The organism is Microbacterium sp. CIAB417, assembly GCF_022788845.1.
Genome location: NZ_JAHZUT010000004.1, coordinates 52,365 through 67,397, shown reverse-complemented (window position 1 = coordinate 67,397; position 15,033 = coordinate 52,365). Strand labels below are relative to the sequence as shown.

Below are 15,033 nucleotides of genomic sequence, written 5' to 3'. Positions count from 1 at the left end.
TCAACACGATCGGAGGTCGGATCGAGTATATGGCGTGCGAGTGGGAACCCGAGCCGCTCTCAGCCTGCGCGGGCGACCCGGCGCTCCTGCACCGGAAGCAGCAGCAGGAGTCCCAGCAGGAGGACGAGCACGATGCCGAGGATGCCGAACTTCGTCTGCGCGGTCAGGACGATCAGTCCGGTCCATGCCGCCGACGCCATCCAGCTCGCAGCGCGTCCGGTCGTGGCGTACAGGCCGAAGATCTCGCCCTCGCGCCCGGCGGGCGTCACGCGGGCGAGGAACGAGCGCGACGCCGACTGCGCCGGACCCACGAACGCGCAGAGCACGAGGCCGCCGATCCAGAAGACGGTGGCACCCGCCTCCACGAGGAAGAAGACCGCGAGACCGGCGACGACCATCGCCCCCAGCGCGAACAGGATGATCCGCTTGGCGCCGAAGCGGTCGTCGAGGCGGCCGGCGAGGATCGTCGAGACGCCGGCGATGAGGTTCGCCGCGATGCCGAAGATCACGAGCTCCAGGAACTGGAAACCGAACACCTGGCCCGCGATCACGGCCCCGAACGCGAACACGCCGCCCAGCCCGTCGCGGAACACCGCGCTCGCCAGCAGGAACCAGAAAGTCGGTCGCGTCTCGCTGCTGCGGTAGAGCCCCGCGACATCCTTCACCAGCAGGGCGTAGGAGCGGAAGAACCCGACCTGGCGCTCGGGCCGGCCGAGCGACGGCTCCGGCACGTTCAGGAAGATAGGGATGCTGAAGACGATGGCCCACACCGCGCACCCGACCGCGATGATCCGGAACGGAAGACCGCCGTCCTCGGGCAGCCCGAACCAGTCGGCCAGGAAGAAGACGACGACGAGCACGAGCGCCACGATCCCGCCGAGGTATCCGAATCCCCACCCGAGTCCCGAGATGCGCCCGATCGTCTTCGGGTTCGCGATGCCGATGAGCATCGCGTTGGAGTTCACCGCGGCGATCTCGCCGAACACGCTGCCCGCGGAGATGAGCGCGACCCCGAGCCAGAACAGCGTCGGGGTCGGTTCGACGAACCACAGGCCGAACATGCACGCGACGAGCGCCCCGGTGCCGATCCCGAGCCACAGCTTCTGACGTCCGGCCGCATCCGCGCGCTGGCCGAGCACGGGCGCGAGCAGGAGGATCGCGAACCCGGCGACGGTCGACCCGAGCCCCAGGCCGCTGGCCAGTTCCGCCTCGGCGGCGATGTACGCCTCGTCCTTGTCGCCGAGAGCCACGATGTCGGGCGGCAGGAACTGCTCGGTGGTCAGGTACAGCGCCGTGAAGATGAACGTCAGGATGACGGTGTTGAAGGGCTGCGTCGCCCAGTCCCACAGCGCCCACGAGTACACCTGCTTCTTCGGCGCCGGGGTGTCGCCGCGCAGCTCCAACCCGATCACGCCGACCGCTCCGCTGTTCGCGGTGGGCGGCGGGGGCGGAGTGTCATCCGGCGTGGTCATGACTCGAAGTCTGGCCGCGTCCGGTGAACGAGAGGTAGCGACGCGCCGCGCATCATCCGCAGGTCGCCGCGACGAGCTCCGCGAACAGCGCCTCGGCGTCGGCATCCACCCGATGCCGGGCGAACCAGTCGCACATGTTGACGCAGTCCCGGTGCAGCAGGTCGAAGCCCTGCGGATTCGCGATCACGTCCACGATCTGGGGCAGATCGATCACGCGCACGCGTCCGGAGTGGACGAGCAGGTTGTACGGCGAGAGGTCGCCGTGCGCGAAACCGGCTCCGGCGAACACGTGCATGAGGTCGACCACCTGGCGGAACAGGTCGGTGAGCTCGTCCCGATCGCCGCGGAACTGGGCAAGCCGGGGCGCAGCCGCACCGCCCGTGCCGATGAACTCCATGAGCAGTTCGGTGCCGCTGACCTGCACCGGATACGGGACGGGAGCGCCGAGCGTCCACATGCGGCAGAGCGCCTCGAACTCCGCGAACGACCACTGCGCCGCCGCCACCTCGCGACCGAAGCCGGTCTTCTTGGCGAGGGCGCGGCCGTCGCGGGAGTTCCGGGTGCGCCGGCCTTCGGTGTAGATGCTCGATCGGTGGAAGCTGCTGTGCTCGCTTCCGCGGTACCGCTTGGCCGCCAGCAGCGTGCGTTGCGACGGGTCGTCCGGGACGGCCCGCTCGATGAGGAAGACATCCGCTTCCTTGCCGGTCTTGAGGATGCCGAGCTCGGTGTCGACGGCGCCGGCGCTCGTGACGACCCAGGACGGCCAAGGCTCGGGTCCGCGCTCGGAGGGGGTGACGGCCGGCCAGGTGGTCCAGCGCTGGTTCTCGCCGGGCTCGACATCGGCGAAGGACAGGGATGCGTCGAAGGACGCGAAGGGATCGGTCACGGTGGTGCTCCGGGAAGGGAGGCCACACGCGGATCTAGGAGCGGGCGGCCTCGAGGGGAAGGGAGTCGGAGGCAGAGGGCGCGACAACGACGGCGTTCATGTCTCGCTCCTCTCGCTGAGTCCTTCCGGGGATGTCCCGGCGCGCGTCGAGCTTAGCCGCGCCCGCGCTCGCCGTCCACCCCCGGACGAACGGTCGGATGCCTCGGACGACCGGTCGGGTGCGCGGACCGACGTCCTGCGACCGTGGAAGCATGACCACGACCGCCCCTGTGCCTGTGACCCGCGCCGCCACCCCGACCGTCGAGCGGATGCGCTACGGCGGTCCCGTCGTGCTCATGCTGATGAGCTTCCTGCTCGTGACCGCGGAGTTCCTGCCGAACGGGATGCTCACCGAGATGGCGACCGGCCTCGGCGTCACGCCCGGCCAGGCCGGTCAGACGGTCACGGTGACCGCGCTGGTCGGACTGCTCGTCGCGCCGACCGTCGGTCTGATCTTCCCGCGGCTGGACCGGCGGAGCCTGCTCGTCTGGATGGCCCTCGCGGCCGGCGTCTCGAACCTCGTCGTCGCGATCGCGCCCAACCTCGTGCTCGTGCTGCTCGCGCGCTTCCTGCTGGGAGCGGCGATCAGCGCCTTCTGGTCGATGTCCATCACGGTCGCGGCGCGTATCGCCGGGCCCGAGCGCATCGGTCGGGCGGTGATGTTCACGACGGCGGGGACGTCTCTCGCCACGGTCGCCGGTGTGCCGCTGGGCGTGATGCTGAGCGAGCTGCTGGACTGGCGCGCCGTGTTCGCGCTCGCCGGGATCGTCACGCTCGTCCTCGCGATCGGCCTCCGGACGCTCCTGCCTGCGGTCCCGGCGGCCCAGGCGTCCAGTCTCCGCATCCTCGTCGACACCGTGCGGCGCCGCGGCGTCGGCCTCGGTCTCGCCGGCCACGTGCTCGTCGTGCTCGGACACTTCCTCGCGTACACCTACATCCGTCTCGCTCTGGAGCGGATGCCCGAGGTGGATGCCGGCACCATCGTCCTGCTGCTCGCACTCTTCGGAGCCGGCGGTCTCGTCGGGAACCTCGTGATCGGGCTGGTCGTGGACCGGACCTTCGCCCTCTTCGCCGTGGTCGGACCCATCGCGATCGCCGCGTCGGTGCTCGGCACGATCCTGTTCCCCGGGTCGATTCTCGCCGTCTCGGCCGCCGTGCTCGTGTGGGGCTTCTTCTTCGCCTCCTGGCTCATCGTCGTGAACACCTGGGTCGGGCACCGGATGCCGGATCGGCTGGAGGCCGGCGGCAGCCTGGTGGTCGTCGGCTTCCAGGCCGCGATCATGATCGCGGCCGGTGTCGGCGGCCTCCTCGTCGACGGACTCGGCGTCGAGCTCAACTATCTCGTCGGGGCGGCCCTCCTGGTGCTCGGTGCCGTACTGTTCGGAGCATCCAACCGCGTGCGCGGCTGAGCGGCGGCCTCACGGAGCCGGGCGGACCACGCGGACGAGCGCGCCGCCGTTCTCGCCGCCCAGTGCGACGACCCAGCCGTCGCCGACCCAACCGGCCGCGCTCACACCGCAGAGGAACGACAGCGGCTGTCCGCGGAGGTCGGCCGTCGACTCCGTGAACAGCGGACTGTCCGTGAAGAACGGCTCCTGGCAGTGCTCGTGCCGCGCGATGACCTCCCGCGCCTCGGCCGACCCGGCGACGACGTCGGCCCGGGTGCCGCGCGGATCCTCTTCGGCGCCCCACCACAGCGCCGCGCCGTCCGGATCCGCGGCGACGTGCGGTCGTTCGGCATCCTGGCCCGTACGAGCGAGCTCTGCGCCGTCGGCGTCCAGGACGATGCGGTGGACCGGCGTGGCCAGGAAGATCCGGTCCGCGGTGACGTCGAGAGCGACCGGCGGCAACCCCGGGGCGCTCTCCGGAGAGTCGGCGAAGTGCAGCGGTTCGATGTGCACGACGGTCGTCCGCCCGTCCACGGGATGGATGCGGAGGACCTCGGCCTCCAGATCCGCGGTCTCCGCAAGCCGGTAGCGCACCAGGTGGACGATCTCCGCGCGGGCGGCCACGGCGCCGAACGCGAGCCGCACATCGTCGGGACCTGAGACGGTCTCGATCGGAACATCGGTCAGCGTGAGGTCACGGGTGTCGACGATCGACAGCGTCGGGTCGTCCGTGCCGCCGCGCACGACGACGAGTCGATCCGCGGACAGCGCCGCCATCGCGGTGACGCCGAAGAGCGGTTCGCCCGGATCGAAGGAGTGCTCGGCGACCGTCTCGCCCTCGGCGTCCACGTGCACCCAGGAAGACGCGTCGGCGCTCCAGAATCCGCCCTCGCCGTCGGCGGCCACCATCGTCGTTCCGACGACGACGTCGTCAGGATGCGGGGATCCGACCCCGATGGCCTCGAGCGACCACCGGTCTCCCGCGCCGGTGCAGCCGGAGAGCGCCAGCACGACGGCGAACGCCAGCGCCACGGTCGCGGACCGGCGTCGACGTCGCACAGCGGAGGGCATGGTCCCAGTCTGTCGGCGACTCCCGCGCGGCGGAAGCCGTCGCCCCGATGGGCACCCCGGTGCCGACGGCGCCTGCGCATCCGCCCTCACGCGTCTCGTAGGCTGGGATCGACCCCCACCCGAGGAGACCCGTGTTCCGTGCGCCTGCCCGCCTCTTCCGCACTCTCGCGATCGCCGAGGCGATCACGTGGACGATCCTGATCGCAGCACTGATCGCCCGCGCGCTGGGCGCACCGGGGATCGTCGTCACGATCGGCGGCGGCATCCACGGCTTCGTGTTCCTCGCCTACGGCGCGACCGCGATCCTCGTCGCCCTCAATCAGCGCTGGCACGTCGGGGTGGCCGTGCTCGCCGTCGTGAGTGCCGTGATCCCCTACGCCACGATCCCCACCGAGATCTGGCTGCACCGGTCGGGACGCCTGCGCGGCGACTGGCGGCTCGAGGCCACGGAGGACCCGCGCGATCGACGCTGGTACGACCGCCTGATGCGCTGGTTCCTACGCCGTCCGTGGGTGCTGGCGCTGCTGCTCGTGGCGGCGATCGTCGTCCTGTACGTGGTCCTGCTGCTCATCGGCCCGCCCGGAGGCCGTTGACCGGCGGAGGCCGTTGACCGGCCGCCGCGCGTCAGGCCGGGATGGCCGAGCGCCGGCTCGCGCGCCACATCGACGGGGTCACCCCGGTGTGACGGCGGAACGCCCGGCTGAACCCCTCGTCCGATGAGTAGCCGAGCTCGCGCGAGGTCTCGGACACGCTGCGCCCGGCATCCAGCATCTGCTTCGCCTGACGCATCCGCACTTCCGTGACATAGCTGGCGGGCGACTGGCCGACGGCGGCGCGGAAGCGCTCGGCGAACACCGACCGCGACATCGCGCCCACGGTCGCGAGCAGGTCCACAGTCCAGTCGCGACCCGGCTCCGAGTGGATCGCCTCGACGACGCGATCCAGGAACGGATCCCCCGCCCGCGCTGGCCAGCCCTGCGGCGCGCACCCCGCCTGCGCCCACGCCCGGATGAGGCTGAGCAGCACCGTGGTCACCATCATGCGGCAGATGAGCGGATCCCCCGACCGCAGGTCGTGCGGTGCCGGATCCACGGGACCGAGATTCGAGGCGAGCGCCGCCGCAGCAGGCTCGAGCTCGGCGAAGCCGGTCACGAAGACGAAGCCGGGCAGGTCGTCGACCGCGGAGCGCTCGAGGTCGAGCTCGGCCGTCATCAGCCGCGCGCCGGACGTCGACTCGAGCACGACCGGCCCGCGGCCCATCGTGAGGAACGCGTCTCCGGCGAGAAGTGTGCGCGGTCCGCTCGTCCTGCTCGCCTCCCCACCAGGGAAGTCGAGCGTGCAACCCGCGTCGCGCATGACCTCGCCGGTGATCTCGCCCTCCACGACGTACGCGAGCGTCACGACACCCGCGGCAAGCGGCAGCAGGCCTCCCTGCGAAAGCGTGGTGCGCCGGGCGAACCCGAGCCGCACCTCGAAGGAGCTGAGCACCTCCTCGAGGAGGGCGGGATCGACAGTCGTCATACTGCGCCCAACGACGGCTCCGGGTCCGCTATTCCGGTTCGGCACCGGATGGCCTCGGCGATCCGGGGTACAGATGTCAGAAGCATGCCCGCTTGCATGTCCGTTGTCCCCGAAATCTCCTGACATCCCGGAAAGGCTCCCGACATCCGTCCCGGCGCGACCGCGGCTCCGATCCCGACGTCGAACCCGGATCAGGCCGCCGGCAGCCGCGGGATCGCCGAGACGAGCGTCCGCGCGTACTCGGTCCGCGGTGCGTCCAGGATGCCGCGGGTCGTGCCCTCTTCGACGATCCGGCCGTCGCGCAGCACGACGGTCCTCTCGCACAGCGCGGCCACGGCGCTGAGGTCGTGCGACACCATGACGAGCGCCAGTCCCGTCTCGCGGCGCAGGCTCCGCAGCAGCTCGATCACCTGGATGCGCGTGGTGACGTCCAGCGCAGAGACCGGCTCGTCCGCCAGCAGCACGCGCGGCTTCGACACCACGGCGCGGGCGATCGCGATACGCTGCCGCTGCCCGCCGGAGAACTCGTGCGGGTATCGGCCCAGCACATCCTCGTCCAACCCGACCGCGCGCACGGCGTCCGCCACCATCCCCGCGGCAGCCGTGCCGCGCGCGATCCCGAGGGAGCGCAGCGGCTCGCCCACGATCCGGTCGATGCGCTGGCGCGGATCTAGCGACGAGTACGGGTCCTGGAACACGGTCTGCACGTCCGTGCGGAATCGGCGCATGAGCGCTCGGTCCCGCCGGTTCATCGGCTGCCCGTCGAACAGGACGGCGCCTTCGTCGGGGGCCGCCAGGCCGAGCAGCAGCGAGAAGATCGTCGACTTCCCGGCTCCGGATTCGCCCACGAGCCCCACGGCCTCGCCGGCGGAGACGCCGAAGGTCACGCCGTCGACGACCCGGCGCGCGCCGTAGGAGAATCCGGCGTCCTGCAGCTCGAGGATCATGGGGCCTCCCCTGCCGGAGCGTCGATCGCGGAGTCCAGGGCACGGGCGCTCGCGACCAGGTCCGCGGTGTACGGATGCTGCGGCGCCCCGATCACCTGCGCGACCGTCCCCTGCTCCACCGCCCGGCCCGAGCGCATCACGATCACGCGGTCGGTCATGCGGGCGACGACGGCCAGGTCGTGGCTGATGAACAGCAGCGCCATGTCGCGCTCGGCGACCAGTCGGTCCAGCAGCGTGAGGATCTCGTCCTGCACCGTCACGTCGAGTGCCGTGGTCGGCTCGTCCGCGATCAGCAGCTGGGGCCGCGCGGCCAGCGCGATCGCGGTGGCGACCCGCTGCCTCTGGCCGCCGGACAGCTCGTGCGGGAACGCGCGCGCGATGCGCTCATCGGGCAGCGACACATCCGCGAGGGCGGTGCGCACGGCATCCTGCAGCGCCTCTCCGCGCAGGCCGAGGTGCCGGCGCATCGGCTCCGCGATCTGCCGGCCGACGCGCATGAGCGGATCCAGCGCGGTCAGCGGCTCCTGGAACAGCAGCGCCGCGACCGGACCGCGCAGCGGACGCAGGGCCCGATCGGCGGCGCCGACGACCTCCCGGCCGCCCAGCAGCACCGAACCGGAGGCCGAGAGAGACGGGCTGAGGAGACCCGTCACGGCCAGCGACGTGACGGACTTCCCGGATCCGGACTCGCCGATGACGCCCACTCGTTCCCCCGCGGAGACGTCGAAGGACACGTCGTCGACGAGACGGCGGCCGCCGGCTGCGACGGTGAGACCCATCACCTCGAGCAGGCTCATCGCGACCTCCTGCGTGTCGGGTCGGCGAAGTCGCGCAGACCGTCGGCGACGAAGTTGACCCCGAGGACGAGCACGACGAGCGCGACGCCCGGAGCGATCGCGCCGACCGGAGCGGTCAGGACGGTTCCCTGCGCCTCCTGCAGCAGGCGTCCCCAGGACGCGTTGGGCGGCGGGGCGCCCAGGCCGAGGTACGACAGGCTCGCCTCGGCGAGCACGGCGGCACCGAACTGCAGCGCCAGGTTCACGCTCAGGGTGGGCCAGATGTTCGGCAGCACGTGGAAGGCGATGATGCCGGGCCACCGCGTGCCGCTCGTGCGCGCGGCCGTGATGAACTGCTCGCGCAGGACGCGGTGCGCGAGGATGCGGGTGAGCCGTGCGACGACGGCCGACATCGCGAGCCCGATGGCGAGGATCGCCGACCACAGCGAGGCGCCCTGCACGGCCACGACGAGCATCGCCAGCAGCAGCACGGGGAACGCGATGATGACGTCCAGTGCCGCCGACATCGAGTCGTCCACCCACGGTCGCGCGAACGCCGCGATCAGTCCGATGGTCACGCCGATCACGGCGGCGAGGAGGACGGAGCCGAGGCCCACGACGAGGGCGATGCGTGCACCGATCATGAGCTGCGTGAACAGATCGCGTCCGAGCTTGTCGGTGCCCAGCAGATGGGTGCCGCTCGGCCCCTCGAGCCGCCCGCCGCTCACGTCGCCCGGTGCGAACGGCAGCCAGAACAGCGACACCAGCGCGATGAGCACGATGGCGCCCGTGAAGCACAGGCCGATGACGAGGGTCGGGTGGCCGCCGCGGCGGCGCGGCGGCGCGGCATCCTCGATCTGCTCCACGACTCCGGTCATCGCGCACCCGCCACTCGGCCGCGCAGCCGCGGGTCGATGATCCGCTGCACGATGTCGGCCAGGAAGCCGACGATCAGGACGAACAGGGTCGACACGACGAGCACGCCCTGGATGTTGGCGAAGTCGTGCTGCTCGATGCCGGTGAGCAGCATGCTGCCGAGTCCGGGCAGTGTGAACACGCTCTCGACGACGACCGCTCCCAGCAGAGTCGTCGACAGTTCGATGCCGAGCACCGCGATCACGGGGACGGCGCCGTTGCGCACGCCGTGACGCACGAGCGCCTCGGCGAGGCCGGAGCCGCCGGCCCGAGCGGTGCGCAGGTAGTCGCTGCCCAGCACGTCGAGCGTGGCGGCGCGGACGTAGCGCGACAGCGACGCGCTCATGACGATCGCGATCGTGAGGACCGGCAGAGTCAGCGAGCGCAGCGCATCGCCCGGGTCCTCCCAGTCGTCGCGCGGGAAGCCACCGGACGGCAGGACGCCGAGACCGAGCGCGAACACCCAGACCAGCAGCATCCCGACCCAGAACACCGGCACGGCGATCCCGAGCTGCGCGAATCCGGAGAGCACTGCGCCGTACCAGGTGTCCGCCTTCACCGCGGCCGTGATGCCGATCACCAGGGAGAGCACCAGCGCGAGAGCGAAGGCGAGCAGCGTCAGGGGGAGCGTGACCTGCAGGCGAGCGGCGATCTCCGGACCGACCGGGAGCGTGCTGATGTACGACTCGCCCAGATCGAACCGCACCATCTGCCCCGCCCAGAGCAGGAACTGCTCGATGAGCGGGCGGTCCGATCCCACCTGAGCCCGCGCGGCGGCGATCTGCTCCGGCGTGGCGTCCACCGACAGCAGCGCGTTCGCCGGGTCGCCCGGAAGCAGGCGTAGCAGCACGAAGATCACCATCATGGCGACGACGAGCGACACCACGAGGAACGCGGAGCGGCGGAGCAGATACGTGAGCATGGGGGACAGGAGGATCGCGGGGCGGATGCTCCAGCATCCCACCCCGCGATCCGAATGTTCAGGACTTGGTGATGTCGTACGCGAAGAACTGCGAGTTCAGGCCGTTGACCGGGTACCCGCTGAGATCGCTCGAGGCGACCACGATCTGCGGGTAGAGGTACAACCATACGCTCGCCGCGTCCTCGGCGATCTTCTCGTTCACCTGCGTGAGCAGTGCGGTCTGCTCCTCGGTCGTCGCGGCCTGCTCGGCCTCGGCCACCCACTGCTGCACCTGGGCGTCGTCGTAGCCCCAGTAGAAGTCGGGGTTGCCGTACCAGACGACGTCGCGGTCGTTGACGTGCTCCTGCAGCGTCGCCTCGAAGTCGCGCTCCTGGAAGACCTTCGTGTACCACTCGTCGGCGCTGATGGTGTTGATGTTCACCGTGATGCCGACCTCCGCGAGCTGCGACTGCAGGAACTCGGCCACGGCCGGGTGCGGGTCGTAGCTCGGGGTGTCGAGCGTGAACTCGAACCCGTCCGGGTAGCCCGCCTCGGCGAGCTGCTGCTTCGCGAGGTCCACGTCGTACGGGTTCACGTCGGTGAGGTCCTCGTACCACGGATCGGTCGGCGGGACCATGGAGCCGATGAGGGTGCCGTAGTCGCCCCAGATCGAGGTGAGCAGCTTCTCGGTGTCGATCGCGGAGTAGATCGCCTTGCGCACGAGCGGGTCGTCGAACGGGGCGACGCGGTCGTTGAAGGCGAGCAGCTCCTTCGTCGTCGAGGTGCCCTCGCTGATCGTGTAGTCGTCGTTCGAGGCGAACTGCTCGAGGGCGTCCGGGCTCTGGATGCTCGTGATCACGTCGATCTCGCCGGTGAGCAGCGCGTTGTTCTGCGCCGTGGCGTCCGTGAAGTACGTGAAGACGACCTCGGCGTTCGCGGCCGGCTCGCCCCAGTAGTCGTCCCAGCGGGTGAGGGTGAGGGTGCTGCCCTGCTTCCACTCGTCGAGCGTGTAGGGGCCGGTTCCGTCCTCGGTCGTGGTGAGGTCGGTGGCGTCGGCGTTCACGATCCAGATGTATGCGAGGTTGTAGAGGAACGAGATCGAACGCTGCGAGAGGGTGAACACGACCGTGCGGTCGTCCGGGGTCTCGATGCCCGAGATCACGGAGAACGCCGACTTGCGGGCGGACTGCGAGTCCTCGGCCGTGACGGCTTCGACGCTGGCCTTGACGTCGGCCGACGTGAGCGCCTTGCCCGAGTGGAAGGTCACGTCGTCGCGCAGCGTGATCGTGTAGGTCAGGCCGTCCTCGCTGACCTCCTCGCTCTCGGCCAGCAGCGGCTCGACCTCGCCGTCGTCGGTGAGCCGGTACAGCCCCTCGTAGACGTTGCCGTTGAAGGCCTCGGTCACTCCCTGGCCGCCACCCTGGGTGTTGCTGAGGTTCTGCGGTTCGTACAGCGACCCGATGGCGATGGTGGCGTCGGCGGGGTCCTCCGAGGATGTGCTCGACGAGCAGCCGGCGAGGACGAGGGCCGTGGCGACGACGGTCGCCGCGAGCGCGAGGGGCTTTCTCACAGGGGGTCTCCTGCTTTCGGTTCGGGTGTTCGGGTATTCGGGATGCCTGGTCAGGCCGCGGTGTAGATGTCGAAGCCGCCCGTGAAGACGACGTTCTTCTCGCCGGCGCGCACAGGCTGGGTGAAGCGGTTCTGCGCGGGCGGCAGCGGGCAGTTGTACTGCGCCGAGAACCCGCAGGGCGGGACGAAGGCGCGGTTGAAGTCGAGGATCACGGATCCGGCATCGCCGAATCCGGCGCCGTCGTCGCGGCGCACGAACAGGAAGCGTCCGGAGCCGTAGGTCTCGGGGCCGTTGGTCGGATCGCCGAACACGAGCAGCAGCACGCCGCCGTCGTCGAAAGCGGCGAGGCGGTGCTCGGTGCCATCGAGGGTGAAGGTGATGTCACCGGGCACGACGAGATCACGCGTTCCACCGTTGTCGCGGATGTGCTCGAAGGGAACGGTGCGCCCGGCATCCACCGGGGTGAACCGGGCCTCGATGACCCAGGCCGGGTCGTAGTCGTAGGCGTCGATGCGGTCGTACGCGCGGATCGCCGGGGAATCGGCGTCCCAGAACCGCAGGCCGTACTCGGCCTCGCCCGTGGCGATGTCGTTGCGCTGGATCGGTGTCACCGTGACCGAGACCGGGGCCGCCGCCTGAGCGGCCTCGAGGTCGGGACGCTCGGGACCGACCCAGCGGGTCTCGACGAGAGCGAGGTTGCCGGTGGGGCCGGCGACGGAGGCGTGGCGCTCGTTGCGCCAGCGGGCGTGGTCTTCTTCGGGTGCAGACATGACCGTTCCAGGGTAAGGAGTGCGCGGGAGAAGCGCCGCGATGCGGCGTCATCAGGAGCAACACACATCCACCCGAATGCATTCCGTGCGCCCTGAACGAGGAAAGGCTGCTCAGGGAGCGGTCGCGACGCCGATCGCGTCGTGCACGATGACCGCGGCCACCCGCGCGCCTGCCCCGGCGGCGACGATGAGCTGCTGCGGGCCGGGAGCCGCGGCATCCCCGGCGGCGTACAGGCCCGCGACGTCCGTGCGGCCCGACCGATCCGTCACGAGATGACCGGAGTCGTCGAGAGCAGGGGAGATCCCGTCGAGGAACGACAGCTCGGTCTCCCACTCCGGACGGACGAATCCGCCGTCGACCGCTGTGCGGGTGCCGTCCGCGAGTACCACGGCCTCGAGACGTCCGCGCTCGCCGACGAGTTCGACGATCGGATGCCGGGCCACGCCGATCCCGGCCGAGGCGAGCTCCGCCTCCTCGGTCGTGGAGACGACGTCCGCGCCGTTCGTGAAGACGGTGAGCCGGGGACTCCACCGGGCGATCAGTCGGGCGCGGTCGGCGAGGTCCTCGGACTCGCCGATGAGCGCCAGCGGGCGGCCCTGCAGATCCCATGCGTCGCAGGCGGCACAGCTGAACAGGCTCATGCCGTAGAAGCCGCGAAGGTTCGGGACCTCGGGCAGCGTCTCGCGCAGACCCGTCGCGAGCAGCACGGTGCGCGCCCTGACCGTCTCGGTCTCCTCGCGCCGGCCGATCCCCGCGACGAACTCCTCGCCGTCGTGGGACAGGCGGGTTACGCGCACACGCGAGCGCACCTCGACGTTCGGGTAGGCGGCCAGCTCCTCGCGGGCGAGGCGGCGCAGCTCGTGCGGCGGGATGCCGTCGCGGGTGAGGAATCCGTGCGAGTTCAGCGTCGCCGCGTTGCGCGGACGGTCGGCGTCGATCACGAGCACGCGCATGAGCGCCCGCCCGAGGTTCAGCGCCGCGGAGAGACCGGCCGGTCCGCCGCCGACCACCAGCACGTCGTACTCAGTCATGCCCGTCCCCCTGCGGCGGGAGCTCTGCCACCAGCGGGTGGTCGAAGTCGTAGACACCGACCTTGGCGGCGCCGCCGGGGGAGCCGATCTCGTCGAAGAACTCCACGTTGGCCTTGTAGTAGTCCGCCCATTCCTCGGGCAGGTCGTCCTCGTAGTAGATCGCCTCCACCGGGCACACCGGCTCGCAGGCCCCGCAGTCCACGCACTCGTCCGGGTGGATGTACAGGGACCGCTCACCCTCGTAGATGCAGTCCACCGGGCACTCGTCGATGCACGCCCGATCCTTCACATCCACGCACGGCAACGCGATCACATACGTCATCGGACCAGCGCTCCGTCGCGCGACACCGCCACCTGCTCCTCGCGGGGGACGACCTTGACGCGCTCGCGGGTGTGCTCGTGCGTCTCGCCGAGGTGCCGTTCGTGCGCGTCGAGGGCGAGCCAGCCGTCCCACGTCGTGTAGGCGGTGCCGCGCTCTTCGAGGAGCTCGAGAACATCGGTCTCGGCATCCGGGGCCGACAGCAGTCCCGCTTCGGCATCCGCCACGAGGTGCGTGATCGTCTCGAGCGCGTCCGACTTCGTGTGGCCGATGAGGCCCACGGGGCCGCGCTTGATCCAGCCGGTGGCGTACAGGCCCGGCTCCGCGTCCACGCGTCCGGCCTCGTTGGGGACGACCCCACGAACCTCGTCGAACGGGGCGCCGTTCACGCGTGTGCCGTAGTAGCCGACCGCGCGGTACACCGCCTGGACCGGGTACTCGCGGACCTCGTCGGTGATCACGAGAGCCCCTTCGGCATCCGTCCTGGTGCGGGCGAACCGGATGCTCTCGACGCGCCCGTCCCCCTCGATCGAGACCGGGGCATGCCAGAAGTGCAGGTGCAGACGCCGCGAGGCCGTGCCCGCCGGACGGTCGCGCCAGCTGTTGAGAGTGCGCAGCATGACCTTGAGCTGGTTGCTGGACGCCGAAGCCGGATCGACCCCGTCGAAGTCCTCGTCGTGCAGCACGATGTCGACGTCGCGCACCTCGCCGAGCTCGCGGAGCTCGATCGGGGTGAACTTGATGTCGGCGGGTCCGCGGCGGCCGAACACGTGGACGTCGGTGACGGCGGATGCCTCCAGGCCCGCGAGCACGGTGTCGGGCACCTCGGTGGAGCGCAGGTCCACGGCGTGCTTCGCGAGGACGCGGGCGACGTCGAGGGCGACATTGCCGTTGCCGATCACCGCGACCTCGCGCGCGTCCAGCGGCCACGTGCGGGCGACGTCCGGGTGCCCGTCGAACCAGGCCACGAAGTCGGCGGCGCCGTAGGAGCCGGCGAGGTTCACGCCGGGGATGTCGAGAGCGGCGTCCCGGATCGCGCCGGTCGCGAGGATGACCGCGTGGCAGCGCTCGCGCAGCTCGGCCAGCGCGATGTCGCGGCCCACCTCGACGTTGCCGAGGAAACGGATCGTGCGGCGCTCGGCCTCCCCGTCGTCGCCGGCGTCGGGGAACGCGTCGAGCATCTCGTGCAGCGAGTTCACGATGCCCTTGATCCGCGGGTGGTCGGGGGCGACGCCGTAGCGGATCAGGCCGTACGGCGCGGGCAGCGACTCGAACAGGTCGATCTCGACGCGTCCGCCGCGCTCGGCGACGGCATTCGCGAGCAGATTGCCGGCGTATATCCCGGCGGGGCCGGCGCCGACGATCGCGACGCGCAGGGCGAGGGGAGAGGAGGACATGGGCATGGCCTTTCGGGTGCCGCTCCGCA

General features: G+C 70.7%; 15 protein-coding genes. 2 read left to right on the top strand and 13 right to left on the bottom strand.

Annotation, left to right across the window (positions count from 1 at the left end; genetic code table 11):
- Positions 1 to 59: 59 nt before the first annotated feature.
- Together KYX17_RS17715 and KYX17_RS17710 are read right to left on the bottom strand one after the other, a co-directional pair.
- A complete protein-coding gene (locus KYX17_RS17715) occupies positions 60 to 1,472 on the bottom strand; it encodes an MFS transporter (RefSeq protein ID WP_243228284.1) in 1,413 nt (470 codons plus the stop codon).
- 52 nt (positions 1,473 to 1,524) lie between these two features.
- Positions 1,525 to 2,358, bottom strand: a complete 834-nt coding sequence (locus KYX17_RS17710; protein WP_243228283.1) for a serine protein kinase RIO — start codon at positions 2,356 to 2,358, stop codon at positions 1,525 to 1,527.
- A 251-nt stretch (positions 2,359 to 2,609) separates the two neighbouring features.
- On the opposite strand from KYX17_RS17710, the gene KYX17_RS17705 reads away from it, so the two are divergent.
- Positions 2,610 to 3,806, top strand: a complete 1,197-nt coding sequence (locus KYX17_RS17705; RefSeq protein ID WP_243228282.1) for an MFS transporter — start codon at positions 2,610 to 2,612, stop codon at positions 3,804 to 3,806.
- Between the two features lie 9 nt (positions 3,807 to 3,815).
- Here KYX17_RS17705 and KYX17_RS17700 read toward each other — a convergent pair whose 3' ends face one another.
- Positions 3,816 to 4,856, bottom strand: a complete 1,041-nt coding sequence (locus KYX17_RS17700) for a hypothetical protein (RefSeq protein WP_243228281.1) — start codon at positions 4,854 to 4,856, stop codon at positions 3,816 to 3,818.
- A gap of 131 nt (positions 4,857 to 4,987) precedes the next feature.
- On the opposite strand from KYX17_RS17700, the gene KYX17_RS17695 reads away from it, so the two are divergent.
- Positions 4,988 to 5,449 (top strand): DUF3817 domain-containing protein, encoded by a 462-nt coding sequence (locus KYX17_RS17695; RefSeq protein ID WP_243228280.1) that lies wholly within the window; start codon positions 4,988 to 4,990, stop codon positions 5,447 to 5,449.
- Between the two features lie 31 nt (positions 5,450 to 5,480).
- Here the strand turns inward: KYX17_RS17695 and KYX17_RS17690 are convergent, their stop codons facing one another.
- From KYX17_RS17690 to KYX17_RS17645, 10 genes are all read right to left on the bottom strand, one after another.
- Positions 5,481 to 6,377, bottom strand: a complete 897-nt coding sequence (locus tag KYX17_RS17690) for a helix-turn-helix domain-containing protein (protein WP_243228279.1) — start codon at positions 6,375 to 6,377, stop codon at positions 5,481 to 5,483.
- A 191-nt stretch (positions 6,378 to 6,568) separates the two neighbouring features.
- Complete coding sequence (locus tag KYX17_RS17685) at positions 6,569 to 7,324, bottom strand: ABC transporter ATP-binding protein (RefSeq protein ID WP_243228278.1); 756 nt, start codon at positions 7,322 to 7,324, stop codon at positions 6,569 to 6,571.
- A complete protein-coding gene (locus KYX17_RS17680) occupies positions 7,321 to 8,121 on the bottom strand; it encodes an ABC transporter ATP-binding protein (RefSeq protein WP_243228277.1) in 801 nt (266 codons plus the stop codon). The genes KYX17_RS17685 and KYX17_RS17680 overlap by 4 nt, the downstream gene beginning before the upstream one ends.
- Positions 8,118 to 8,978 (bottom strand): ABC transporter permease, encoded by an 861-nt coding sequence (locus tag KYX17_RS17675; RefSeq protein ID WP_243228276.1) that lies wholly within the window; start codon positions 8,976 to 8,978, stop codon positions 8,118 to 8,120. The genes KYX17_RS17680 and KYX17_RS17675 overlap by 4 nt, the downstream gene beginning before the upstream one ends.
- Complete coding sequence (locus tag KYX17_RS17670) at positions 8,975 to 9,937, bottom strand: ABC transporter permease (RefSeq protein WP_243228275.1); 963 nt, start codon at positions 9,935 to 9,937, stop codon at positions 8,975 to 8,977. Before KYX17_RS17670 ends, KYX17_RS17675 begins: the two co-directional genes overlap by 4 nt.
- A gap of 58 nt (positions 9,938 to 9,995) precedes the next feature.
- A complete protein-coding gene (locus KYX17_RS17665) occupies positions 9,996 to 11,486 on the bottom strand; it encodes an ABC transporter substrate-binding protein (RefSeq protein ID WP_243228274.1) in 1,491 nt (496 codons plus the stop codon).
- A 50-nt stretch (positions 11,487 to 11,536) separates the two neighbouring features.
- On the bottom strand, positions 11,537 to 12,256 hold the full coding sequence (locus KYX17_RS17660; RefSeq protein ID WP_243228273.1) for a DUF1684 domain-containing protein: 720 nt from the start codon (positions 12,254 to 12,256) through the stop codon (positions 11,537 to 11,539).
- Between the two features lie 111 nt (positions 12,257 to 12,367).
- Positions 12,368 to 13,288: an NAD(P)/FAD-dependent oxidoreductase gene (locus tag KYX17_RS17655; protein ID WP_243228272.1), complete on the bottom strand. Its 921-nt coding sequence runs from the start codon at positions 13,286 to 13,288 to the stop codon at positions 12,368 to 12,370.
- Positions 13,281 to 13,610 (bottom strand): ferredoxin, encoded by a 330-nt coding sequence (fdxA, locus tag KYX17_RS17650; RefSeq protein WP_243228271.1) that lies wholly within the window; start codon positions 13,608 to 13,610, stop codon positions 13,281 to 13,283. The genes KYX17_RS17655 and fdxA overlap by 8 nt, the downstream gene beginning before the upstream one ends.
- Positions 13,607 to 15,004, bottom strand: a complete 1,398-nt coding sequence (locus KYX17_RS17645; RefSeq protein ID WP_243228270.1) for an FAD-dependent oxidoreductase — start codon at positions 15,002 to 15,004, stop codon at positions 13,607 to 13,609. The genes fdxA and KYX17_RS17645 overlap by 4 nt, the downstream gene beginning before the upstream one ends.
- Positions 15,005 to 15,033 lie beyond the last annotated feature (29 nt).